This window comes from Nocardia sp. NPDC003963 (assembly GCF_053605105.1).
On record NZ_JBSGIP010000010.1, the window covers coordinates 75,308 to 99,954 of the forward strand.

Here is a 24,647-nt window from a genome sequence, read left to right on the forward strand (position 1 = left end):
CCCATATCCCCCAACCCGACCCGGCGGCTCACCCCATATTCCGCGCGACCCGCTACCGTGTGTGCGTGCAGAAACTGTTGACCGACCGCGACCTGCTGGAATCACTCGCGGTAGAGGTGGAACTGACCATGCGGCGTCATACCGAGATCGCCGATGAATGGCAGCCGCACGACTTCGTCCCGTGGGACGACGGCCGCAACTTCGCCTTCCTCGGCGGCGAGGACTGGGATTCCTCGCAATCCGAGCTCGGCGATACGGCCCGGCTGGCGCTCACCGTGAGCGTGCTGATCGCCGACAATCTGCCCTCGTATCACCGAGAGGTCGGCAAATACCTGCGCACCGGTGCGTGGTGGCGCTGGGTCGGCCGCTGGACCGCGGAAGAGGCCCGGCACTCCATCCTGATCCGCAACTACCTGATGGTCACCCGCGCCTGCGACCCGGTGGAGCTGGAGCGGCTGCGGATGGGCCATATGACCGACGGTTTCCGGCGCGAGCCGCTACATCTGCTGGATGTGCTGGCCGCGGGCGCGTTCGAGGAGACCGCCGCCGCTATCCGGCACCGCAATACGGCCGCGCTCGGGGAGAACCCGCTGATCACCGCGATCAGCGAGCGGATCGCGACGGACGACGAGCGGCAGGCCGGTGTATTCGCCGACCTCGTCGCCGCCGGTTTCGCCGAAGCCCCCGACCAGGCCATGCGGGCCGTCGCCGACCAGGTCGCCGCGTTCCGGGTCCCGTCGCTCACCCTGCCCGACGGCCGGAGCAGCCACGAGGCGCTGGCCGACGCCGGTATCTACGATCCGGCGAAGCAGGACGAACTGGTTTTCGCGCCCCTGCTGCGGCGCTGGGATGTGTTCGGCCGCACCGATCTCGGCGAGACCGGCGAAGCGGCGCGCGAGGAACTCGCCCGGTTCCGGTCCTGAATCCGCCCGGGGCGGCGCAATCGCTGATCAGCGATCGCGCCGCCCCGGTAGCGGGCAGCGCAATCGGATGGCCGTCGGCGAGCCGTACCGATACCGCAGGCACCACGGACGGGTAGCCGAGCGCCGGCTTCCGGCGTTGCCGCTTCAGTCCTTGTCGATATTCGTCATGGACAGGACGTCCAGGCGGCGATCGAGTTCGGCCTCGCTCAGACCGTCCCCGATCAGCCCACGGTCGATCACCGTCCGCCGGATCGTCTTCTGCTCGCGCAGTGCCTGTTTGGCGACCGCCGCCGCCTCTTCGTAGCCGATCGCCGAGTTCAGCGGGGTCACGATCGACGGGGAGGATTCGGCCAGCGTCCGCAGCCGTTCGACATTCGCGGTGAGCCCGTGCACACACCGGTCGGCGAACAACCGTGACACCGCCGCCAGCAACCGGATCGATTCGAGCACATTACGTGCCATCACCGGGATGTAGACGTTCAGTTCGAAATGCCCGCCCGCACCGGCGAACGTGACCGCGGCATCGTTTCCGATCACCTGCGCCGCCACCTGGGTGACCGCCTCCGGCAGTACCGGATTCACCTTCCCCGGCATGATCGAACTACCCGGCTGCAGATCGGGCAGCTGCAGTTCGCCCAGCCCCGTCAGCGGACCCGACCCCATCCAGCGGATATCGTTGGCGATCTTGGTGAGGCTCACCGCGACCGTCCGCAATGCCCCGGATACCTCCACCAGGCCGTCCCGCGCCGCCTGCGCCTCGAAATGATCCTCGGCCTCGGTGAGCGCGTCGAGCCCGGTGACCCGGACCAGTTCGGCCACCACCTTCCCACCGAACTCGGCGGGTGCGTTCAAGCCGGTCCCGACCGCGGTACCACCGATCGGCAGTTCACCCAGCCGCGGCAGCGTCACCAGCAGGCGTTCCATTCCCGCCGCGATCTGCCGGGTGTAGCCACCGAACTCCTGACCGAGTGTCACCGGCACGGCGTCCATCAGGTGAGTACGCCCCGATTTCACCACCGTGCGCCATTCGGTCGCCTTGTCCAGCAGCGCCAGCCGCAGATGTTCGAGGGCGGGCAGCAGATCCTTGATCACGGCCTCGGTGGCGGCCAGATGCGTCGCGGTCGGGAAGGTGTCGTTCGACGACTGCGACATGTTCACATGGTCGTTCGGATGCACGGTGACCCCGTGGCCGGCCGCGATGGAGGCGATCACCTCGTTGGCGTTCATATTCGAACTGGTCCCCGACCCGGTCTGGAACACATCGATCGGGAACTGCTCGTCGTGGCGGCCCTCCGCGATCTCGGTGGCGGCCGCGACGATCGCCGCCGCCCGCTCCGCGTCGAGCAGTCCCAGGTCGCGGTTGACCACCGCGCAGGCCCCCTTCAACAATCCGAGCGCCCGGATCTGCGCCCGCTCCAGCCCGCGCCCGCTGATCGGAAAGTTCTCCACCGCCCGCTGAGTCTGGGCACGCCACAACGCGTCCACCGGAACGCGGACCTCGCCCATGGTGTCGTGCTCGATGCGGTACTGCTTCTCCTCGCTCATGATTCCGACCCTATGCCGCGTCCGGGCGATGTCGGCGTGCCACGCGTGAGGCATGGGTCACCGGGGCACCCTCCACCTAGTCGCGCCCGGTGGAGACGAGCCGGTCGAGTTCGCGCCCCAGATCGGCGTGCGAGATCGGATCGATATGGAAATCCTGATAGCGGTGCCGGTAGATGTAGCGGCCGTCGTCGACCACGTCGAACCAGCTCAGATAGCGGGGTGGCGGCGGATCCGGCTCCCGCAACCGATGGCGCGCCTCCAGGAAACCGGAGCCCGTCCGCGGCGCCTTCAGCAGCCGGCGCATCCGGTCCGCGGGCTGGGGTCTACCGCCGTTCCAGACCTCGTAGGTGTCCCGCAGCCGATCGATACTCTCCACGAGCGGCGCCCGAGTGCCCCTGGGCAGTTCACCGAGTATCTGCAGGAATATCTTGGGAACGATCGCCGGTGTACCGGTCTGGATCACGAACTTCCCGTCGAAATCCGTTGCGGTACCCGGAAACTGCACAGCGGTGACCGCGATGTTCCCGGCGAACCCACCGTAGGCGCGAATCCGGTGGCGCCGGCTACCGGACAGTGTGAGCGTGTACTCGGGGTCGGCGGCGAGGCGTAACGCGGCGGTGAGATCCGGATCGCCGCCACGCGGATACGCGGTCGCGATCCGCGCCACCAGCCGCTGGAACTCGTCCTCCCAGCGCACCGACGACCGTACTTCCAGCGGGTACGGATACCGGTCCTTACCCGTCTCCTGCCAGACGTGCATGAACTCGTCCGGGGTGAATTCCCATTTCACCGACGATCCCCGCGATCATCGGCCGGCTGCGCGGCGGGCGCGTCCGCACCGAGAACCCCGCCCAGCGCCACGATCCGAGGACCGAACAACTCCTCCTCCCGATCCTTGATCAGATAATCGGGAGTCTTGTGCTCGTCGTCGTCCTCACCACCGCGTTTACCCGCGCCCGGCGACATCATGCCGGGCATCCCGGACATCCCCCGTTTCGCGGCCGCGGCAGCCGCGGCCGGGCCGCCGGTGGAGGTGTTGGGAGTTCCGGGAGCTCCCGGAACGGTTTTGCCGGGGGCCTGGTTCTGCGGGGCGCCACCCGGAGTCCCGGACGGCGAACCCGACGGCACCGACGGCGAACCGGTCGTCGTGGTCGACGGGGTGGTGCGCTGCGGGTCGCCGGTCGGGGTACCGGTGGTGGTGTTCGGCTGCCGGGTGGCCGGATCCTCGGTCGCGCCCGCCGTCGTGGTCTGCGAATCCTCGTCGTCGCCGCCGGTTTCCGTGCTTTCGCCGGGATTCTCGCTCTCTCCGGGCGTTTCGGTACCCGGAGTGTCACCGGAGGCGGTCGTACCGGTTCCGTCCGGACCGGTGGTCGAGGTCCCGCCCGGGACGGGCGAATCCGTTCCGTCACCGGGCGCCTGAACCGGCACGAACGTCGGCACTCCGTCACCGGCCGGTTGATAGGTGGGCTTGTAGGCCAGGTTCATGGCTTCGACGGCGACCAACCGCTGTTCTTCCTTGAACCGGTCGAGCGCGGCGGCAGCGGCAGGGTCCGTAGCACCGACCACTGTCTGGGCGATCTGGGCCGGGTCGACCACGGACGTGGCGATCGCCGGGTTCCCGCTCGGTCCCTGGCCGGGAATGGGCGGGACCGACTTTCGCACAACCTCGGCGCCGTACGCAGCGGATTGGATCCGCAGACCTACAGCGCGGATTACTTCCTGCACGTCGGTTGCTTGGTCGTAGAACTTGCGCGCGGCCTCGTTTGCGGCGTCAGCGAACTGTCCGTCCATACCATCGGATAGTTCACGCTGCACAGCAAGATGAGCACCGAAGAGTGCCCCACCCAGAGAAGTTGCTATCAACTCGTATTTGTCTGCGACATCGTGCATCGCACGCGGCCGCATCTGGTCGACTTTGTCGAAGATCTCTTGATGCGAAAACCCTTCGAACTGTTCCATCCGTGTGATGTATGCCGCATCTTGCCCACCATGAGAGACCTGTGACCCGAAAAGCTGTGCGCCGGTGAAACTCTGCTGACCAGCAATGCGCTGCTGCACCGACTCTGGATTGATACCGAGCGGGGGGCCGAATTGTCCCAGCGGCGGATCGGTGTCGTCTGTGGTCACGCTAGTTACCCCCTCCGATCTCCGGCTCCAGAGCTGTGACGATCTCCAGAACTCCGTCGCATCGTTCGAGGCCCGCCTCGGATCCTTCGAATGTACGCGCGGAACTGAACATCACGAATCCGACCTCGGTACGCACGTGAATACTGCAGACTCTCTGCGCTTGCGGATCCTGTACGAGAAGTGCTTCCCTGCCGTTCACGGTGATCGGCTCGCTGTGCGAAGAATTCTTCTGCAGATCTTCTTCCCAGGAAACATTCCCGGAATTTATTTGCAGATCGCGCAGTGGACCCTTGAAATCACAGGTCAAGAAGGTGTACTCCGCCACAGTGTCATCGCCGCGCCGGCGTGAGACCGGATCGAGTCCCGCCTCACGAACAGCCGCGTCGCCGATCCATGTGCACGGGTCGAATACAACCTCGGGGCGACCTTCTTCGTTTTCCTGGGTCGGGGGCTGCAGTCGAGGTTCGGTCAGCGTGGGTCGGGCAGAAGAAGTCTGCGACGTCGAGGAAACCGGCACTTCGGCAGATGTCGAGACCTGGGATTGCGTCGACCCGGCACCGTCGGAACAACTAGCCAACGCAGCGACGAAAATGCCCGATATCGCTACCGAATTTACTTTCTGACGTTTATTCATACCGCGCCCTCACCGGCCGCCTGTATAGCGCGCCTATTCATGGAATCCGCTTCCTCGAATGCACCACCGGCTTGCAGAAAAGCCGCCGCCATTCGAAGCGCTGCCTCCTTCAGACCGACCAACGCTTCGACAGTCGAACTCCCCTTGCCTGCGAATCCCGCCTGAAGCTCTTGTGATGAGCCGAAACCCCCGAACCCAGCTGTCTCGTACAAACGATCCGCACGTCTGACCTGCTCGTCCAGACATGTATCGACCAACCGGGTGTATACCGCCGCGCACCGCTCCGCAGCCCCCCGCTCCATCCGGAATGTCCCCGCCACAGCTTGCTGATACAGCGCGGTAGCGGTCCCCTGCCCCACATCCATACCGCTCGGCCCGCCCTTCCGTTAACTTCACTCACCCTACTGGACGCAACCGATCCCACCTCGGTTCCGCCGATCCTCCGGAATCGCCGTCACCGCCGACCGAACCGCCGATCGGAGTTCGTCCGGCATCTCCGCACAATCGCTCGCCCGGTCTCGGCAGCCTGCGTCCGAGAACGGTGGCGGCACCGACGGGACATCCGGTGGCGGCCGGTCGAGCACCGCGGTCGCGAACGCTGTCGACCGAGCTCGCGACTCTGCGGGTTCGGTCGACAGCGGCTCCTTCGGCGGGCAACGCGTCGAATTGCCCGGTGATGCCCTCGATAGGTTCTCGATATGACCGGAGTAGCCGTTCAGACCCGGCCGCACTCCGTCCCCGTACGACCGTGCCCCACCGTTCACCGCCGTCAACTCGGGTTTTCCCACCCACCGGTGCGCGTACCTGCCACGATCTTTCCACCCGCGAAATCGGGCCTGCGATTCACCGCGAACGCCGCGTGCCGCCGCCACATAAGCGGCATAGTGAGGTACATCACTCTTTATCCGGCGTGCGTTCAGCGCCCGAGTCGACCGAGGAGTTCGTCATGATGCGATACCTCCGCCTTCGCTTCGGCCTCCGCGTACCGCATGAATCCACTTCGAGGAGTTCGTCATGACCTACGCCAAGCCCGGTGCCGACGGCAGCATCGTCAGCTATGCCGCCCGATACGACAATTTCATCGGCGGCGAGTGGACCGCGCCCGTCGAAGGTAAGTACTTCGACAATCCGTCACCGGTCGACGGCCGGACATTCTGCGAGGTAGCGCGTTCCACCGCGCCGGATGTGGAGTTGGCGCTCGATGCCGCGCATGCGGCCACCGACGGTTGGGGGGCCACCTCCACCACCGAGCGCGCGAATATCCTGAACAAGATCGCGGATCGGATAGAGGAGAATCTCGAGGCGCTCGCCGTCGCCGAGACGTGGGAAAACGGAAAACCGGTCCGGGAGACGAAGGCCGCGGATCTCCCGCTGGCCGTGGACCATTTCCGCTATTTCGCCGGTGCCATTCGCGCCCAGGAGGGCGGGATCAGCGAGATCGACGCCGATACGATCGCCTATCACTTCCACGAACCGCTCGGCGTGGTCGGGCAGATCATTCCGTGGAATTTCCCCATTCTCATGGCCACCTGGAAATTGGCTCCCGCGCTGGCGGCGGGCAATGCGGTGGTGCTGAAACCGGCCGAGCAGACCCCGGCGTCGATCCTGAAGGTGGTGGAGCTGATCGCGGATCTGCTGCCGCCGGGCGTGCTCAATGTGGTGAACGGGTTCGGGGTGGAGACCGGTAAACCGCTGGCGTCGAGTCCGCGGGTGGCGAAAGTGGCGTTCACCGGGGAGACCACCACGGGCCGGTTGATCATGCAGTATGCGAGCGAGAACATCATCCCGGTCACCTTGGAGCTGGGTGGTAAGAGCCCCAATATCTTCTTGCCGGACGTCATGGCCGCCGACGACGATTTCCTGGACAAGGCCGTCGAGGGGTTTGTGATGTTCGCGCTGAACCAGGGCGAGGTCTGCACCTGTCCGTCGCGGGCGCTCATCCATTCGTCGATCTACGACGAGTTCATGGCTCGCTGTGTGGAACGCACCAAGGCGATCGTCAGCGGTGATCCGCTCGACGACGCGACCATGATCGGCGCGCAGGCCAGCAACGACCAGTTCGAGAAGATCATGTCCTATATCGATATCGGCAGGAAGGAAGGCGCCGAGGTATTGACCGGCGGCGGTTCGCGATCGGTCGAGGGCTATCCGGACGGCTTCTATGTGGAGCCGACCATCTTCAAGGGCAGCAACGATATGCGTATCTTCCAGGAGGAGATCTTCGGGCCGGTGGTCTCGGTCGCCACCTTCGATTCCACCGAGGAGGCCCTGAAGATCGCCAACGACACCCTGTACGGTCTGGGCGCCGGGGTGTGGACCCGCGACGGTAATACCGCCTATCGGCTCGGTCGCGGTATCAAAGCCGGGCGGGTGTGGACGAACTGCTATCACGCCTATCCGGCGCATGCGGCGTTCGGCGGCTACAAGAAATCGGGTATCGGCCGCGAGAACCACGCGCAGATGCTGGACCACTATCAGCAGACCAAGAACCTGCTGGTCAGCTATTCACCGCAGAAGCTCGGGTTCTTCTGATGCCGGACCCGAACCGGGTGGAACTCACCGGCGCCGCCGCCGATCTGCTGCACGAGTTGATCGAGCGGCACGGTCCGGTGATGTTCCACCAGTCCGGCGGCTGCTGCGACGGCAGCGCACCCATGTGTTATCCGCGCGGTGAGTTCCGGGTCGGCGCACAGGATGTGCTGCTCGGCCGGGTGGATGTGGACACCCCGTTCTGGATGAGTGCGGATCAGTACGAGTACTGGAAGCACACCCATCTGACGGTGGACGTGGTGCCCGGGCGCGGGAGCGGGTTCTCCCTGGAGGCGCCCGAGGGCGTCCGGTTCCTGATCCGGTCGCGGTTGCTCACCGACGAGGAGTTCCTCCGCCTCGAAGCCGCCCGGCCACCGCTGACGGGCGCGGATATCTCCGACTGACGAGCCCAGCCGGGCCCTGATCGCGATCGACCGGGCCCGGCGGGTCGGGCCGTATGCGCCGGGCCGGTACCGGATCATCGATCGGATCCCGCCGGAGCCGATCAATTCCCGCTCCGGGTTCCGTCGTCAGTGCAACCAGCCGTTCGCCGAGGAGGTTCGCCATGCAGAAGATCGTCACCAATCTCTGGTACGACACCCAGGCCGAGGAGGCCGCGGAATTCTATTGTTCGTTGTTCCCGGACGGGAAGATCACCACGGTCCAGCGCTATACCGAGGCGGGGATGCGGGAGGCGGGAACGGTGATGCTGGTCGATTTCGAACTCGCCGGCCAGCAGTTCACCGCGATAAACGGGGGTGGTGACTACCACTACACACATGCGATGTCGCTGCTGGTCAACTGCGACGATCAGGCCGAGGTGGACCGGTTGTGGGAGGCATTGCTCGCCGACGGCGGCGCCGAGGTCCAGTGCGGCTGGCTCAACGACAAATACGGTGTGCCGTGGCAGATCTGGCCCAGTGAGGCCAACGAGTTGCTCTCCGGTGACGATCCGGCGGCCGTCGACCGCGCACTGGCCGCCATGTACCAGATGAAGAAGATCGATCTGCGAGTGATGCGGGCGGCCTACGCCGGCGAACAGCGCGGCTGATCCGATCCCCCACCGGGCCGGGTGACGTTCAGGCGCGTTTCTTCCAGCGCCAGGCGAATTCACCCGGTCGCGGTGGTGGACCGGGCAGATCGCCGTCCGCGGTCAATCCGTCGATCAGCACGGCCAGTACCCGGCGACGTAATTGCGCGGCGCGCTCCTTGTCCGGCAGGGCGACGGCGGCGCACGCCTCCAGGACGAGACCGATGTCCTGCGGTGTCACACCCTCCCGCAGCCTGCCGGTTTCGTGCGCACGGCGCACCAGCTCGGTATTCACCGTGTCGGCATGCTCGGCGTCGGGCCGCATTCCGGGGTCGGGCGTGAAGGTGCCGGCCAGATGGACCGTCAACGAGTGCACATCGGCGTCCACGACCCGCTCCAGGAATCCCACCAGCGCCTGCCAGCCGTCCGGTTCGGCCAGCGCGGCGTCGGCCTCCGCGTTGTAGCGGCGCAGCCCTTCGTGGCAGAGGGTGCGCAGTAGGGCCTCCTTGCTGGGGTAGCGCCGGTAGAGCGCACTGATCCCGACCCCCGCCCGTTCCGCGACGGCCGCGATCGGCGCTTTCGGTTCGGCCAGGAACACCTCCCGGGCCGCCTCGAGAACGAGGCTGTCGTTACGCGCGGCCTGCGCCCTGCGGCCGGACAGAGGCTTGTGAGCTGGTGTTTCCGTGGATCTCGGCATGTACCGAGCATAGCACTTGAAACGGAATGTTCCGTTCTGCTACTCTTCAAACAGAACAAAACATTCCGTTCCAATGACAGGATTCGATATGGCCACCATCCAGCCCTTCCGCATCGAGGTCCCGCAGGCCGATATCGACGATCTGCACGACCGGCTCCGGCGCACTCGCTGGACTGATCAGATCGCGGGTTCCGGCGACGAATACGGCGTCGGCGTCGACCGGGTACGCGCACTGGCCGACTACTGGCTGCAACTCGATTGGCGGAAGTTGGAGGACCGGCTCAATACCCATCCCCAGTTCGTCACCGAGATCGACGGACAGCGGATCCATTTCCTGCAGGTACGCGCACAGCGGGGAGCCGGCTTCCCGCTCGTCCTGACCCACGGCTGGCCCGGGACCTTCCTCGAGTTCGTGGATCTGATCGACCCACTGACCGCCGCGGGTTTCGATCTCGTGATCCCCTCGGTACCCGGTTACGGCTTCTCCGGACCCACGACCGAGAAGGGCTGGAACGATCAGCGGATCGCCCGGGCGTGGGCGGAACTCATGAGTCGGCTGGGCTATGAACGCTTCGGCGCGGTGGGCAACGACGGTGGCTCGTCGATCTCGGTCGAACTGGGCCGGGTCGCACCCGACCGGGTAGTGGGTATGCATGTGGCACAGGTGTATTCGTTCCCGTCGGGTGACCCTTCCGAAATGGCGGACCTGGATGCCGACGAGCAGCAGTCGCTGGCGACGCTGAACTGGTTCGTCGAGAACAAGATGGGATTCAATGTGCTGCAGTCACAGCAACCGCAAACGCTCGCGCACGCGCTGGCGGATTCGCCGGCGGGCCTGTTGGGCTGGAACAGCCAGTTGCTGGGCCCGGATCTGGACGACGAGTTCGTGATCGCCAATATCGCGGTGCACTGGTTCACCGGCACCGCGGGTTCGGCTATCCGGCACTACTTCGAGAAGAGCAGGGCCGCCGCTCCGGGCGAACCGTCGACCGTACCGCTGGCACTGTGCGGATCCACCGGCGATTTCCACGGAATCCGCCGGTTCGCCGAACGCGACCACAACATCGTGTCCTGGCGGACACACGAGGTGCACAGCCATTACCTGCATCATGTCGCGGCGGATCTCATGGCCACCGAGATCACCGAGTTCTTCGGCGAGCAGCGGGGCGCGTGATCCGTCCGATCGATGGGTGGCGAGCACACGGTGTTCGCCACCCATCGGCGTGGGCGAACCCCGGCCCGCCGCGAACATGTCAGGAATGCTGGTTCAGATACTCCAGATAGAACCCGCGCAGTGCTTCGGCGAGTTCACCTTCGCCGGCGTGCGCGTAGTCGTCGAGCATGGGCACCACCCATTTGATATCGGCTTCGCTCTCCCCCGTCCGTCCCGCGGTGGCCTCCGCGGCCGGGATACGGGTCAGCAGGTCCCAGAGGAAGCGGATATCACCGTGACGCACCGCGAGCTTGACCGCGCGGTCGTGCAACTCCTTCGACGAGAGCTTGTCCAACTCCTCGTGCTGGGTCATATCGCCGACTCTAATCCCGAAACGGCGTCCCGGCCCGTTTTCGGTGCGAGATGCCGGGACGACGCCGCGTGGCGCACCCACATCCGCCGGCCACCGTGCTGCGATGACCGGATGACCGACGAAACCCCGACCCCACCGCCCGGCTTCCAGGTCAAACGTGTCTACGAAGCGCCCGAACCGGGCGACGGATACCGGGTGCTCGTCGACCGCCTGTGGCCGCGTGGGGTTGCCAAGGCCGCGGCGCGGATCGACGAATGGGCCAAGGACATCACCCCCTCCACCGAGCTGCGCCGGTGGTTCCACGAGGATCCCGAGCACCGCCGCGCCGAATTCACCGAACGCTATCGCGATGAACTCGCCGCCCCGGCGGCCCGCGACATCCTGGACCGATTGCGGGAGCGTGTCGCGGCCGACCCACCGGTCACTCTGCTGACCGCGGTCAAGGAGCCGGGTCACAGCCATGTTCCGGTGCTCGTGGAGCAGCTGCGCGACTGACCGGCGCGCGACACGAAGGCGAATCCGGAGCGAACACGCCGTCTCCGTGAGCGAACCGGACGAATTGGACCCATACCCGATCCGAATCGATCGAGGGCCGCCGATACCCGACTTGACCTGCGCGAAACCGGTGGAACCGGGCAGCGTTCACAGCGAATTCATCAAAGCCTCCCGCATTTCTGCGAGCGCTCAGGGGTGGTGAGGAGGTAGCTTCGGAGTGGCGGGTCGCACGTTGCGGCTCGCTCGGGAGGTCCAGACCGTGACTGAGAAACTCAGTACGAGGGGGCCGGCACCCGGTCCTCGTGGCCGCTGACGCACTCCGTCGGCAGCCATCCGGACCTACCGGCCCAGCGAGACTGTCTGTGTGGGTGCCGCGCAGACCCTAGGAGCCTACCGTGACTGATAATCGCTCCGTATCCGCCCCATCGGCGAATTCTCGCTTCGTTCAGAAAGGTTTGAAAACCTTCGTCATCGATACCTCGGTACTGCTGTCCGATCCCTGGGCAGTGACCCGGTTCGGCGAACACCATGTGGTGTTACCGCTGGTCGTGATCAGCGAACTCGAAGGTAAACGGCACCACCACGAACTCGGCTGGTTCGCCCGCGAGGCCCTGCGCATGCTCGACGATCTGCGGGTGGCCCACGGACGACTCGACGAGCCGCTGCCGATAGGCACCGAGGGCGGCACGTTGCAGGTGGAACTGAACCACACCGACCCCTCGGTGCTACCGGTCGGTTTCCGCACCGAGAGCAACGATTCCCGCATCCTGGCCTGTGCGCTGAACTTCGCGGCCGAGGGATCCCAGGTGGTGCTGGTGTCCAAGGACATCCCGATGCGGGTGAAGGCCAGCGCGGTAGGTCTGACGGCGGAGGGGTACCACGCACAGGATGTGGTGACCTCCGGCTGGACCGGCATGGTCGAAATAGATACCGCCTCCGAAATCGTCGACCGGCTCTACAGCGAATCGGTCGTGGATCTCGACGAGGCACGAGAACTGCCCTGCCACACCGGAATCCGGCTGTTGGGCAGTAGTTCCAGCGCGCTCGGCCGGATCACCCCGGACAAGCGGGTACAGCTGGTACGGGAACGGGAGGCGTTCGGCCTGCACGGCCGCTCCGCGGAACAGCGGGTGGCGCTGGATCTGCTGCTCGACGAGAGTGTCGGGATCGTTTCGCTGGGTGGCCGGGCCGGTACCGGTAAATCGGCACTGGCGCTCACCGCCGGTCTGGAAGCGGTGCTGGAGAAGCGCACTCAACGCAAGGTCGTCGTGTTCCGGCCGCTCTACGCGGTGGGCGGACAGGAACTCGGCTACCTGCCCGGCACCGAGAACGAGAAGATGGGCCCGTGGGCGCAGGCCGTCTTCGACACGCTGGACGGTCTGGCCAGCCGGGAGGTGATGGAGGAGGTACTCAGCCGTGGGATGCTCGAAGTCCTTCCGCTGACCCATATCCGGGGTCGTTCACTGCACGATTCGTTCGTGATCGTCGACGAGGCCCAGTCACTGGAACGCAATGTTCTGCTGACAGTGCTGAGCCGGCTCGGCGGGGGCTCCCGGGTGGTCCTCACCCACGATGTGGCCCAGCGCGACAATCTGCGGGTCGGCCGGCACGACGGTGTCGCCGCGGTGATCGAAAAGCTCAAGGGACACCCCTTGTTCGCGCATATCACCCTGACCCGCAGCGAACGGTCGCCGATCGCCGCACTGGTCACCGAGATGCTGGAGGAGTACGGGCCCAACGCCTAGGGTCCGGCGCACGACCCGGCCGTTCGGGAGCGTTTCGCGGCGCTCCCGAACGGCCTGCGCCGTACAGCGATATGACGGGTCAGCGGCCGAAGAGCGCTTTCAGCACCCCGACCGCGGTACCGCGCACGAAGTTCTCCCAGCTGAAATGGTCGTGCCACAGCACGATTCGGCCGTCACGCAGTTCGAACGTCCCCATCACCCAGAACGAGATGTTCACCGGCCCGAACCGCAGCACATCGGTGCGATCGGTGAGTACCACCGAACCCTCCGCCGCGATATGGTGCATCTCCGCGGAGAACCCGAACTGCTCCCGGTCCAGACCGCGCAGCAGCTTCCCGACCCGGCGCGCCCCGCGCACATCGGGCAGCGAGGTGTTCTTCCAGACGATATCGGGATGCACCAGTTCCAGCGCCTCGTCGAGCGCGCCGATCTCCATCGCGTCGAAGAACTCGCGGACGGTGGTGACCGCGTCCTGATTCAGGTCGGTATCCATGTTCCGAGCCTAGAGCCGGCACCCGGCCGGGGCCAGGGTGAGCATCGAATCCACGAACCCGGTTCCGATCCAGATCGGAACCGAGCCGTTCAGAACCCTGCGGGGTGGTCGGCCACAGGACCACCACAGGACCACCACCGGACCCACTCCTCCTCCGAACTGCAAACCGCCAAGGCGGGGCCCGCCCCGGTTCTGGAGCGACAGAGCGAAGGAACGCAGCGACTGAGCGGCGGAGTGAAGAACCGGGGTCGATAGGGCCCCGCCCCGCCGAAGGCGGGGCCGGAATTACAGCAGGTTCCAGTCCTCCAGGCCCTGGTACAGCGGGAGGTCGTTGGCCAGTTTCTTGACCCGGCCGCGCAGGGCGTCCAGGTCGGCGCCGCCGGCCAGCGCCGTTGCGATGATATCGGCGACCTCGGTGAATTCGGTATCGCCGAAACCACGGGTGGCCAGTGCGGCGGTACCGATACGCAGACCGGAGGTGACCATCGGCGGGCGGGGGTCGAAGGGAACCGCGTTGCGGTTGACCGTGATACCGACCTCGTGCAGCAGATCTTCGCCCTGCTGACCGTCGAGATCGGAATTACGCAGATCCACCAGGACCAGATGTACATCGGTGCCGCCGGTCAGCACGCTGATGCCCTTACCCGCGACATCGGCGCCGGTGAGGCGTTCGGCGAGAATCTTCGCGCCGGTCAGCGTGCGCTGCTGACGTTCGGCGAACTCGGGCGTTCCAGCGATCTTGAACGCGACCGCTTTCGCCGCGATGACATGCATCAGCGGCCCGCCCTGCTGACCCGGGAACACCGAGCTGTTGAGCTTCTTCGCGTAGTCCTGCTTGGCCAGGATCAGGCCCGAACGAGGACCACCGAGAGTCTTGTGGACCGTCGAGGACACGACATCGGCGTGCGGTACCGGCGAGGGATGCAGACCGGCGGCGACCAAGCCGGCGAAATGCGCCATATCCACCCACAGGTAGGCGCCCACCTCGTCGGCGATCTCGCGGAACGCCGCGAAATCCTGCTGCCGCGGATACGCCGACCACCCGGCGACGATCACCTTCGGCCGCGACTCCCGCGCGATGGCCCGCACATTGTCCATATCCACCCGGTGGTCTTCTTTGGAGACACCGTAGGAGTGGACTTCGTAGAGCTTGCCGGAGAAGTTCAGCCGCATACCGTGGGTGAGGTGGCCGCCGTGGGCCAGATCGAGGCCGAGCAGACGATCGCCCGGATCGAGCAGCGACATGAGCACCGCGGCATTGGCCTGGGCTCCGGAATGCGGCTGCACATTCGCGAAATCGGCACCGAACAGCGCCTTGGCGCGCTCCCGGGCGAGGTTCTCGACGACATCGACGTGTTCACAACCGCCGTAGTAGCGACGGCCGGGATAACCCTCGGCGTACTTGTTGGTGAGCACACTGCCCTGCGCCTGCAGCACCGCACGCGGCACGAAGTTCTCCGACGCGATCATTTCCAGGGTGTCGCGTTCGCGGGCGAGCTCGCCCGCCATCGCGGCGGCGAGTTCCGGATCGAGCTCACCGAGAGACTGGGTATTGACAGAGGCGGTCGTCTGCGTCACCAGGTCAGTGTATGAGCCGTACCCGCGCTGTGTTTATCTGCCCCGCCTTCGGCGGGGCGGGCGGGGCCCGCCTGCGAATGCCGACCGGCTGGGGAAGTGGAGGAGGGACTTCGCGAGTTCGGGACCTTCTCGGATGGGTCACGACACAATGCGCGGTGGGCAGTCGCCGGTCCTGGCGGCTTAACTCATGCGCTCGGCGTCGCATTTCTCCCACTTTCAGAGCTCGTTCGCGAAGGCGGTGGGCACGAGATGTGGTCTCTCGAGCCCGCGGCCGAACCCGCCGTCTATTCGTCCGGGGTGTTGAGGTGCCGGGCGAAGAAACGCTCGATCGCGTGGTACATCTCGATCTGGTTGCCGGGGTTCACGAAGCCGTGGCCTTCGTCTTCTTTGACCATGTACTCGACCTCGACCCCACGGGCCCGGAGCGCCGCGACGAGGTTGTCGGACTCCGCGCGGACGACGCGGACGTCGTTGGCGCCCTGGATCACCAGCAGCGGTGTACGGATCCGGTCGGCGTAGGTGACCGGTGAGCGGGCGAGCATATCGGCTTCCTGTTCGGGATCGTCGGGGTTACCGACGAACAGGTGCCAGTTGTTGGCCACGTGGTGCGCGGAGAACGGGGGGATGGTGCGCGGGAAGTTCGCCGGGTCGGAGATACCGACGTAGTCGACGGCCGCGGCGAAGACATCCGGGTGAAGGTGACACCGACGAGGGATGCGTATCCGCCGTAGGAGCCGCCGAAGATCGCCACCGGCGTAGCCCGCGGCGACGGCCCAGCGCACACCGTCGATGACATCGTCGTGCATCTCGCCGGCGAATTCACCGATGGCGGCCTCGACGAAGGCCTTCCCGTAACCGGTGGACCCACGGAAGTTGATCTGCAACACCGCGTATCCACGGTTGGCCATGAGCTGCGCGGCGGGGACGAAACTCCAGCGGACGATCTCCAGATCGCCGTCCGGAGTGACGCGCGCGCGTACACCTCGCCGCCGGGGCGATCACGACCCCGCGGAACAGCCGCGATCCGGGATCCGGTCAGGCAGCCGCGCGGAGTGTGGACGGGATGAGGGGTTCGTCGAGCAGGCGGCGGAAGCGGTCAGCGCGTTCGTCCTCGTCCACGGCACGGTCCAGCCAGCCGCCCAGCAGTTTGTATCCCTCCACGTAGGTGCTGACATAGGCCCGCCACAGCGGCGAGGACAGGAAGCGCAGCGATTGCCGCGCCCGGTCGGCGGTGGTGAGCGACCAGCGCTCCAGGAAGGCCGCTACTTCGTCGGCGTCCCGGCCCTGGTCGTGCAGCATCAGCGCGGCATCCTGCCGGACGCCGAGTAGCTGCCCGGAGGCTTCGGAGAGCCGTTCGGCGCGTTCGCCGTCGAACCGCAACCCAAGATCGGCATAGATCTCCTGCGCCCACCGGCCCCAGCCGGGTCCGACGATCGAGCGCAACGCCAGATCGGCCAGTCCCTCGGCCATCAGGCACTGCGGGGTGTTCACCAGGAAGATGGTCTGCTCGGCCTGACCGGCGGCGACCAACCCGGATTCTTTACGGCAGTGTTCGGTGTGGTGGCCGGGGTAGGACTCGTGCGAGATGAGCCGCGGGAGATTCGCCATGTGCTGGCGCAGATCGGAGTTGATCGCGACCGTGGACCGGTAGTTGCCGAGGTAGTAGTTGAATCCGGACCACGGCTTGTCGCCGACCACCTCGTAGGTGACGTGTTCGTGATCGGGCAGCGGATACCGGGCGCGCACCAGTTCGCGGAGCGCACCGGAGAACGCCTCGACGCAGGCCGCCAGCCGGTCCGGCGGGATCTCGTCGGCCTTGCGGTGGGCGGCCATCCGTTCGATCAGCGGTCCCGACCCGCCCAGGACCTCGTCGATCTTGCGGTGCGCGTCCTGATAGTCCGCGGGGTCGCCGGGCGCGATCTCGACATCGAAGTAGGCGCTGACCTCGTCGACGAACCCGATCTCGTCGCCGGCGAATTTGCGGCCCGAACACTCCAGTGCCCGCAGATGCGCGTCGATGAACTCGGTCCGTTCCGGGGACAGTCCGGCGTTCGGCAGTTCCGCGCGCAGGCGCGCGGCCGTCCGCGCCAGCTCCCGCGGTTCGGGTTTCGGCGCGTTCTCGATCTCCTGCCGCAACCGGGGATCGGCGGTGTAGGCGTCGACGAATCCCTCTTCGATCCGGTCGAAGGCCAGACCGAGCCGCAGATAATCGATCACCAAGGGATGGGCTTCCATGGCACCGACCCTAATGCGCGCGACCGGACTACGGCGGCCCGCTGCGCGGGTCGGCCACCGTTTGTCGGCCCTACCTCCCGGTCCCCGCCGGACACCCGCGCCGGGACACCCGGTAATGGACCCCCTCGCTCACCCGCTCCCCTATGAGGGGCAGAATTCAGCCATGAGGGCACAGCCAGAGCGCCGGACCTGCCGGGGTCGCGACAGCCGCAGCGGCGGCGTCCCACGAGAGCGGCACCGTGAACACGAGTGTCCGGCAGAGTGGAGCGCTGAGTAGATGGCCAAGGCGAGCGAGCCGAGTCCGTATGTGGAATTCGACCGGAAACGGTGGCGGGAACTGCGCAAATCGACTCCGCTGGTGCTCACCGAAGAGGAACTGATCGGGCTGCGGGGTCTGGGCGAACAGATCGATCTGGAAGAAGTGGCCGAGGTCTACCTGCCCTTGGCCCGACTGATCCATCTGCAGGTGGCGGCGAGACAGCGGCTGTTCGCGGCCACCGCCACCTTCCTCGGGGAATCCCATCCGGACAAACAGGTGCCCTTCGTGATCGGGGTCGCCGGCAGTGTGGCGGTGGGTAAATCCACCACGGCCCGCGTGCTGCAGGCGCTGCTGGCCCGCTGGGATCACCACCCTCGCGTCGACCTGGTGACCACCGACGGATTCCTCTATCCCACGGCGGAACTCACCCGGCGCGGCATCATGCACCGTAAGGGGTTCCCGGAGAGTTACGACCGCCGCAAACTGCTGCGATTCGTCACCGAGGTGAAATCGGGCGCCGAAGAAGTATGCGCACCGGTCTATTCACATATCTCCTACGATATCGTCCCGGGCGAATTCCACTGTGTACGCCAGCCGGATATCCTCATCGTCGAGGGCCTCAATGTATTGCAGACGGGCCCCCGGCTGATGGTCTCCGATCTCTTCGACTTCTCGATCTATGTCGACGCCCGGATCGAGGATATCGAAACCTGGTATGTACGAAGGTTCCTCAGCCTGCGGGCCACGGGATTCGCGGACCCGAAAGCTCATTTCCACCACTACGCCAAGTTCACCGACGTCGAAGCGACGGCCGCGGCGAAGGATATCTGGAACTCCACGAACCGCCCCAACCTGGTGGACAACATCCTGCCCACGCGGCCCCGGGCCACGCTGGTCCTTCGCAAGGACTCCGACCACACGATCAACCGGTTGCGATTGCGGAAGCTGTGACCCCCGTCGCCGAGCACACCTCTCGCCCCCGGATCGCGAAACACGACATGGGCGGGCGGTGCCCCTTTGGCGCCGAGCCCTACGAGGCCCACAAAGGTCGAGGCCCGTCCGGCCCCTTGGCCGAAGGTGCTCAGAGGTCACATTCCGCGGACGGCCGACCGCACATCGCATGAGCCGAAGGCTCGAGTCCCGAGGGCTGAACGGCGGGACCTCAGGGGCCTCGACCCGCGGCGCCGCAGGCGCCGCCGAACAACCACAGTTCAGGTGCCGTAGCGGCGGTGGCGGGCGGCGTAGTCGCGGAGGGCGCGGAGGAAGTCGACGCGGCGGAATTCGGGCCAGTAGACCTCGGTGAACCAGATCTCGGAGTAGGCGCTCTGCCAGAGCAGGAAGCCGGAGAGGCGCTGTTCGCCGGAGGTGCGGATCACCAGGTCGGGGTCGGGTTGGCCGGAGGTGTAGAGATGCTGGCCGATGGCGCTGACCGTAATGGATTGGACCAGGTCTTCGCCGGTTTCCCCGGCCGATATCTCCTGGCGGACCAGTTGGCGGACCGCGTCGGCGATCTCCTGCCGGCCGCCGTAGCCGATGGCGACATTGACGTGGGTGCCGGTGCGTTCACGGGTACGTTCGGTGGCGGTGCGCATACGTTTTGCGACCAGGTCGGGGAGGCCGTCGAGGGTACCGACGATCCGGACCCGCCAGTTCTGTTCCGGTGCGGCCAGTTCTTCCACGACGTCGGTGATGACTTCGAAGAGGGTTTCCAGCTCCTCTTGGCCACGGCTGAGGTTCTCGGTGGAGAGCAGGTAGACGGTGACGAGCTCGATTCCTTCGGCTTCGCACCAGCTGACCAGTTCGGCGACTTTCAGGGCACCGACGCGATGCCCGTGCGTGATATCGGTGAACCCGTTCTCCCGGGCCCAGCGGCGATTGCCGTCACACACCACCGCCACATGCCGCGGATGCTGTTTATCCGCAAGCTGCTTGGCCAGACGGGCCTCGTAGATGCGATACGGAAAGCCCCGCAGCCGACTCGGAAATTCCACGACGACCTACAGTACGCCTTTTCCGTTCCAGGTCCCTAGTTGTCGCGGAATGCGGTGGCGCCCATGCCAGGGGCGACACCGCCCGCGTCCGGGGCCGAGCCGGTACAGTAGCCGGAGAGAGAAACCTACGCCGCCGTAGGTTACCCACGGGTTGCGTTCCGCTCGCAGACCGGGCCGCTACTGCCCGCGGACCGGCCCGGCGGCCGGACCCGCCGCGCTGTCGTCGACGGCGGCCCAGCCCAGAACCGACCAGGAGGTCACGTGCCCGACCAGTCCCCCGGCGGTCTCCCGGACCCCGGCGATCTCGATCCGCCCGGCACCGTTCTGGAAACCGGGGTCGATCAGCGGACCGGCCCGGACGGCGACGATCCCGTCCCCAATCCGGCCGATTCCCTGGTCGCGCTGGTCAAACCCCGGATGCGCGGCTGGATCCACACCTGGGCCACCGGGTTCGCCGCGCTGGCCGTGATCGCCCTGGTCGCGGTGGCGGCCACGGTATCGGCGACGGCGGTGGTGGCGACGGCGATCTACGGGCTCACCATCTGCGCGCTGTTCGGGGTCAGCGCGGTGTACCACCGCATCACCTGGCCAACCGTCCAGGCGCGCACCCGGATGAAACGCGCCGACCACTCGATGATCTTCCTCTTCATCGCGGGCACCTACACCCCGTTCGCACTGCTCGGCCTGCCCGCCCCGACCGGCCCGATCCTGCTCGCCGTGGTGTGGACGGGCGCGCTGGCCGGGGTGGCGTTGAAGGTGCTGTGGCCCCATGCCCCGCGGTGGGTGGGCGTCCCGCTGTATCTGCTGCTGGGCTGGGCGGTGGTACCGGTGGGCGGCGAACTCTATCGGTCGGTCGGCCTGCCCGCGGTCCTGTTGCTGGTCGCCGGTGGACTGGCCTACAGCGGCGGCGCGATCCTCTACGCGACCCGCTGGCCGAATCCGTGGCCGAGCACCTTCGGCCACCACGAGTTCTTCCACGCCGCCACCGTGGTGGCCGCGCTCTGCCACTACGCGGCGGTCTGGCTGGTGCTGCTCGGATGACCGGATCGCGACAGCCGGGAGAGGTCGTTCACGGGCATCTGCCCAGCTGCGTCGATTAGGCTCCTGATTCGTGTCCTTCGATACCGGCCGCCGGTACTCCAGCGGCCACCGCGGGTAGCTCGACGATGGCCTACAGTCTCGGATCCCGGCCCCGGTCCAGGGTGATCACCCGGCTGATGCAGTGGACCGTCCGGGCCCGCTGGGGCCTGGCGTCGGTTGTCATCGCCGCGCATCTGAGCGGCCTCGCGGTGATCGTCACCGAACTGGTGCTCATCGGCTTCCCCGGTCGCGTCGGCTCCGACCAGCTGACCGGGCTGATCATGGTCGCCGTCTACCCGGCCATCGCGTCACTGTTCGGGATCGCGCTCGCCATCCGGGACCGGATGAGCTATTTCGCCTGGCTGGACGGCTCCCGTAAACCGACCCCGGAGGAGGCGCGGCGGATACTGCATCTGCCCCTCGCGATCACCATCCGCTCGCTGTTGATGTGGGCCCCCGGGGTGGTGCTGTCGGCGATCCTGCTCGCCCGGCTCACCACCGAGAACGATGTCACCGTCCTGCTGGCGATGTTCTCCATCGGCGGGCTCGAATCCGCCGGTATCACCTATCTGGTCGTGGATCGCGTGATCCGGCCCGTGGTACCGATCGTCGCCGGAGTACTCGGCGCGACCATGCACTGGAGTTCCTCGGTATTCATCCGGGTGGCCCTGGCCTGGGCCGTCTCGGGTGCTATGCCGCTCAGTGCGCTGATCGTGGTACTGGCCGACCCCGCCACCACCATGGAACATCGCATCCGGACCGGTATCTATCTCGCGGCCATCAGCCTCCTCGTCGGTGTCCTGGCGACCTGGGCGCTGGCCCGCGCCGTGGCCGCGCCGCTGCGGACCCTGCGAATCGCCGTGGACCGGATCACCCGGGGCGATCTCGATGTCCGGGTCTCGGTCGGCAGCGCCAGCGAGATCGGGCGGCTCGAACATTCGGTCAACGAGATGTCGGCGAATCTGCGCGAGCGGCTGCGCATGCGCGATGTGTTCGGGCGTCATGTGGGCGAGGAGGTGGCCGAACGGGCGCTGGCCGGTGGTATCGATCTCACCGGTGATGTGCGGGAGGTTTCGGCGCTGTTCGTGGATGTCACCGGCTCGGTGGCGATCTCCACCGGACTGCCACCGCAGGAGTTCGTGGCCATGCTCAACCGGTTGATGACTACCGTGGTCGCCGCGACCGAGGAGAACGACGGCCTGGTGAACAAGTTCGAGGGTGACGCGGCGCTGTGTATCTTCGGCGCCCCGATCGCGTTGGCCGACAATGCGACTCCCGCCCTGCGCGCGGCTCGCCGGATCCGGGACGAGATCCTGGCGGCGGGCGAGCTCGATATCGGGATCGGCGTGGCCCGCGGCCGGGTGTTCGCCGGGGATATCGGGACCGACACCCGCCGCGAGTACACGGTGATCGGGGACGCGGTGAACGCGGCGGCGCGGCTCACCACCCGGGCCAAGGAGGTCCCCCGGCGCATCCTGGTCTCCCAGAGTGTGATCGACGCCGCCGATACCGCCGAACGCGCCGAATGGGTGAAGTACGGCTCCGTCGCACTGCGCGGTATCGACGCCCCGACCCCCTCCTGGACCGACCGCGAGAGCACCGCACCGCACTGACGCACGGGCAAGAGACGGCCGGACCAATCCGGAGCGGGACCACCGGGCCACCCTGCCCACCCGGCGGACACCGAACCGCCCGACTCCTACGTCGAGGCCACCGGTCCGGTCAGCGCGGCCCGCAACGCGGCGGCGGTGGTCACCGGCAGATCGCAGACCGAACCCCGGCATACATAAGCCGCCGCCGTACCCTCGATCGAGGGCCGGTCGGCGAGCAGCGGGACGGTATCCACATCGGCCCGGATGACGACGGCCCCGCCGGGCGCGCATTCCCGGGCGACCTCCAGCAGCTCCGTGTCACCCACCGGCCGGTAGCCCGTGGTGGAGATGGCGATCTGCAGCGGACCCTGGAGTGCCGCCTCGGCCACCGTCAGCCACTGCCCCGCCGACCGAGGTGCCTTCGCCAGCACCACCGCCCCGCGCGCCAGGGTGTGTTCGGCCAGTTCGCGGTAGCGGCCGGCGCGGTCGGGTTCGGCAACAGCCGATGCGGTCAGCAGCGCTTCGGCCAGTACCGATGCCCCGGCGGGGGTGGCGCCGTCGACCGGATCCCGGGGGCGCGCGATGAGCGTTTCGGCATCGTCGGCGGTATCGAACCAGCTACCGGGCTCGTCCGGATCGGCGAAATGCGTAACGGCCGCATCCAGGATCCGGTGGATATCCGGTAGCCAGCCGGCCGAACCGGAGTACTGGTGCAGGGCCAGCAGCGCGGTGGCCAGCCAGGCGTAGTCCTCGAGGACGCCCGGTGCGCTACCGGCGACGCCCCCCAGCGCAGCGCGCAACACCCGGCCGTCGACGACGTGCCGGTCGAGGATCACCCGGGCGAGATCGTAGGCGGCGTCGAACCAGTCGCGCCGGTCGAGTGCGCGGGCGGCCTCGCAGAGCGCGGTGATCGCCATACAGTTCCAGGCGGTGACCGCCTTGTCGTCGCGGTCGGGCTGCGGGCGGCGTCCCCGGGCGGCGCGCAACGCGGTGCGGGCCCGTTCGAACCGTGTACTGTCGTCCGGATCGGCGCGCAGGGTGAGCACCGAACAGCCCTGCTCGAAATTCCCCGCCGTCGTGACCCCGAAAACCTCCCCGGCCCACGCGCCGTCGATCGGACCGAGCGCCCCGGCCAACTCGGCGGGGTTCCAGACGTAGGTCGCGCCCTCCACGCCGGGCTCGCCCGGCTCCACATGGGTGTCGGCGTCCAGCGCGGAGGCGAGACCGTGCGCCGTGGACAGGTCGTCCAGCAGGAAACCCACCACTTCCTCGGTGATCCGGCGTGGCAGCCGGTCGCCGGGACTCCGGCGGGCGAGATGCGCGTAGAAACGCAGCAGTTGCGCGTTGTCGTAGAGCATCTTCTCGAAATGCGGGACCACCCAGGCCGCATCCACCGAATAGCGGGCGAAACCACCGCGCAACTGGTCGTAGATACCGCCGCGGGCCATGGCCTCGGCCGTCCGGTCCACCACCGCTCGCACCGCGGGGTCACCGGTCCGTTCCCAGTTGCGCAACAGGCCCTCCAGCAGCGCGGCCGGTGGGAATTTCGGTGCGCCGCCGAAACCACCGTTGGTCTCGTCGAAATCGCGCAGGACAGCGGCGACCGCATGGTCCAGTAGTTCGGCGGTAACGGTGAGTTCGGTTTTCGGGATCCCGCCCGCCTGCTCGCGCAATGCCGCGGCCACCTGTTCGGACGCGGTATCGACATCGGCCCGGCGGTTACGCCAGGTGTCGGTGATCGCGGTGAGCAACTGGGTGAACGACGGCATTCCACCGCGCGGCACCTTCGGGTAGTAGGTCCCGCAGTAGAACGGTTCACCCGCCGGGGTCAGGAAACAGGTCATCGGCCAGCCGCCCTGCCCGGTCATCGCGACCGTGGCGTTCATATAGACGGCGTCCAGGTCCGGGCGCTCCTCGCGGTCGACCTTGATACAGACGAATTCGTCGTTCATCTGCGCGGCGGTGGTTTCGTCGGCGAACGATTCGTGGGCCATCACATGACACCAGTGACAGGACGCGTACCCGATGGACAGCAGGATCGGTACATCGCGCGCCGCGGCTTCGGCGAGCGCGTCGGCATCCCATTCCCGCCAGTGCACGGGATTGTCCGCGTGCTGACGCAGATACGGTGAGGTCGCGCGTCCCAGACGATTCACACTTCCACCCTC

The 24,647-nt window shown here is 66.8% G+C and carries 22 protein-coding genes; 10 read left to right on the forward strand and 12 right to left on the reverse strand.

All coding sequences use genetic code 11. The annotated features are described in order from the left end of the window. Positions 1–65 precede the first annotated feature (65 nt). The gene (locus ACWEWT_RS19035; protein ID WP_452560601.1) at positions 66–923 is read left to right on the forward strand and encodes an acyl-ACP desaturase; all 858 of its coding nucleotides are present in this window, start codon (positions 66–68) and stop codon (positions 921–923) included. A gap of 144 nt (positions 924–1,067) precedes the next feature. Here ACWEWT_RS19035 and ACWEWT_RS19040 read toward each other — a convergent pair whose 3' ends face one another. From ACWEWT_RS19040 to ACWEWT_RS19055, 4 genes are all read right to left on the reverse strand, one after another. Beyond that, positions 1,068–2,468, reverse strand: coding sequence for a class II fumarate hydratase (locus ACWEWT_RS19040; RefSeq protein WP_452560603.1), 1,401 nt, complete (start codon positions 2,466–2,468; stop codon positions 1,068–1,070). Positions 2,469–2,544: 76 nt separating this feature from the next. Next, positions 2,545–3,258, reverse strand: coding sequence for an ESX secretion-associated protein EspG (locus ACWEWT_RS19045; RefSeq protein ID WP_452560604.1), 714 nt, complete (start codon positions 3,256–3,258; stop codon positions 2,545–2,547). Beyond that, positions 3,255–4,595: a hypothetical protein gene (locus ACWEWT_RS19050; protein WP_452560606.1), complete on the reverse strand. Its 1,341-nt coding sequence runs from the start codon at positions 4,593–4,595 to the stop codon at positions 3,255–3,257. The genes ACWEWT_RS19045 and ACWEWT_RS19050 overlap by 4 nt, the downstream gene beginning before the upstream one ends. Position 4,596: 1 nt before the next feature. Next, the gene (locus tag ACWEWT_RS19055; RefSeq protein WP_452560608.1) at positions 4,597–5,229 is read right to left on the reverse strand and encodes a DUF3558 domain-containing protein; all 633 of its coding nucleotides are present in this window, start codon (positions 5,227–5,229) and stop codon (positions 4,597–4,599) included. Positions 5,230–6,243: 1,014 nt separating this feature from the next. On the opposite strand from ACWEWT_RS19055, the gene adh reads away from it, so the two are divergent. The 3 genes from adh (at position 6,244) to ACWEWT_RS19070 (ending at position 8,809) form a co-directional block, all read left to right on the forward strand. After that, the gene (gene adh, locus ACWEWT_RS19060) at positions 6,244–7,761 is read left to right on the forward strand and encodes an aldehyde dehydrogenase (protein ID WP_452560610.1); all 1,518 of its coding nucleotides are present in this window, start codon (positions 6,244–6,246) and stop codon (positions 7,759–7,761) included. After that, a complete protein-coding gene (locus tag ACWEWT_RS19065) occupies positions 7,761–8,162 on the forward strand; it encodes a DUF779 domain-containing protein (protein ID WP_452560612.1) in 402 nt (133 codons plus the stop codon). Before adh ends, ACWEWT_RS19065 begins: the two co-directional genes overlap by 1 nt. 161 nt (positions 8,163–8,323) lie before the next feature. Further along, entirely contained in the window at positions 8,324–8,809 is a 486-nt protein-coding gene (locus ACWEWT_RS19070) for a VOC family protein (RefSeq protein WP_452560614.1), read from the forward strand. 28 nt (positions 8,810–8,837) lie between these two features. On the opposite strand, the gene ACWEWT_RS19075 is transcribed toward ACWEWT_RS19070, so the two are convergent. Beyond that, entirely contained in the window at positions 8,838–9,485 is a 648-nt protein-coding gene (locus ACWEWT_RS19075) for a TetR/AcrR family transcriptional regulator (RefSeq protein WP_452560615.1), read from the reverse strand. 88 nt (positions 9,486–9,573) lie between these two features. Here ACWEWT_RS19075 and ACWEWT_RS19080 point away from each other — a divergent pair, with 88 nt between their 5' ends. Further along, on the forward strand, positions 9,574–10,659 hold the full coding sequence (locus tag ACWEWT_RS19080) for an epoxide hydrolase family protein (RefSeq protein WP_452560617.1): 1,086 nt from the start codon (positions 9,574–9,576) through the stop codon (positions 10,657–10,659). A gap of 79 nt (positions 10,660–10,738) precedes the next feature. On the opposite strand, the gene ACWEWT_RS19085 is transcribed toward ACWEWT_RS19080, so the two are convergent. Continuing rightward, positions 10,739–11,011, reverse strand: coding sequence for a hypothetical protein (locus tag ACWEWT_RS19085; RefSeq protein ID WP_452560619.1), 273 nt, complete (start codon positions 11,009–11,011; stop codon positions 10,739–10,741). Positions 11,012–11,122: 111 nt separating this feature from the next. Between ACWEWT_RS19085 and ACWEWT_RS19090 the strand changes: the two genes are divergently transcribed. Both ACWEWT_RS19090 and ACWEWT_RS19095 read left to right on the forward strand, forming a co-directional pair. Next, on the forward strand, positions 11,123–11,506 hold the full coding sequence (locus ACWEWT_RS19090) for a DUF488 domain-containing protein (protein ID WP_452560621.1): 384 nt from the start codon (positions 11,123–11,125) through the stop codon (positions 11,504–11,506). 395 nt (positions 11,507–11,901) lie between these two features. Further along, positions 11,902–13,251 carry a PhoH family protein gene (locus ACWEWT_RS19095; RefSeq protein WP_452560623.1) on the forward strand — a complete coding sequence of 450 codons (1,350 nt, stop codon included), beginning with the start codon at positions 11,902–11,904 and terminating at the stop codon, positions 13,249–13,251. Between the two features lie 79 nt (positions 13,252–13,330). Here ACWEWT_RS19095 and ACWEWT_RS19100 read toward each other — a convergent pair whose 3' ends face one another. From ACWEWT_RS19100 to ACWEWT_RS19115, 4 genes are all read right to left on the reverse strand, one after another. Further along, positions 13,331–13,744: a limonene-1,2-epoxide hydrolase family protein gene (locus tag ACWEWT_RS19100; protein WP_452560625.1), complete on the reverse strand. Its 414-nt coding sequence runs from the start codon at positions 13,742–13,744 to the stop codon at positions 13,331–13,333. 285 nt (positions 13,745–14,029) lie between these two features. Beyond that, entirely contained in the window at positions 14,030–15,322 is a 1,293-nt protein-coding gene (gene glyA / locus ACWEWT_RS19105; protein WP_452560627.1) for a serine hydroxymethyltransferase, read from the reverse strand. A gap of 284 nt (positions 15,323–15,606) precedes the next feature. After that, complete coding sequence (locus ACWEWT_RS19110) at positions 15,607–16,272, reverse strand: alpha/beta hydrolase family protein (protein ID WP_452560753.1); 666 nt, start codon at positions 16,270–16,272, stop codon at positions 15,607–15,609. Positions 16,273–16,357: 85 nt separating this feature from the next. Then, on the reverse strand, positions 16,358–17,557 hold the full coding sequence (locus tag ACWEWT_RS19115; RefSeq protein WP_452560629.1) for a DUF885 domain-containing protein: 1,200 nt from the start codon (positions 17,555–17,557) through the stop codon (positions 16,358–16,360). A 277-nt stretch (positions 17,558–17,834) separates the two neighbouring features. On the opposite strand from ACWEWT_RS19115, the gene coaA reads away from it, so the two are divergent. Further along, the gene (coaA, locus tag ACWEWT_RS19120; protein WP_452560630.1) at positions 17,835–18,767 is read left to right on the forward strand and encodes a type I pantothenate kinase; all 933 of its coding nucleotides are present in this window, start codon (positions 17,835–17,837) and stop codon (positions 18,765–18,767) included. 260 nt (positions 18,768–19,027) lie between these two features. Here coaA and ACWEWT_RS19125 read toward each other — a convergent pair whose 3' ends face one another. Next, complete coding sequence (locus ACWEWT_RS19125) at positions 19,028–19,807, reverse strand: isoprenyl transferase (protein WP_058854738.1); 780 nt, start codon at positions 19,805–19,807, stop codon at positions 19,028–19,030. 393 nt (positions 19,808–20,200) lie between these two features. Here ACWEWT_RS19125 and trhA point away from each other — a divergent pair, with 393 nt between their 5' ends. After that, on the forward strand, positions 20,201–20,848 hold the full coding sequence (gene trhA / locus ACWEWT_RS19130; RefSeq protein ID WP_452560755.1) for a PAQR family membrane homeostasis protein TrhA: 648 nt from the start codon (positions 20,201–20,203) through the stop codon (positions 20,846–20,848). A gap of 125 nt (positions 20,849–20,973) precedes the next feature. Beyond that, a complete protein-coding gene (locus tag ACWEWT_RS19135; protein WP_452560631.1) occupies positions 20,974–22,500 on the forward strand; it encodes an adenylate/guanylate cyclase domain-containing protein in 1,527 nt (508 codons plus the stop codon). 86 nt (positions 22,501–22,586) lie between these two features. Here ACWEWT_RS19135 and ACWEWT_RS19140 read toward each other — a convergent pair whose 3' ends face one another. Further along, positions 22,587–24,635 carry a thioredoxin domain-containing protein gene (locus ACWEWT_RS19140; protein WP_452560632.1) on the reverse strand — a complete coding sequence of 683 codons (2,049 nt, stop codon included), beginning with the start codon at positions 24,633–24,635 and terminating at the stop codon, positions 22,587–22,589. Positions 24,636–24,647 lie beyond the last annotated feature (12 nt).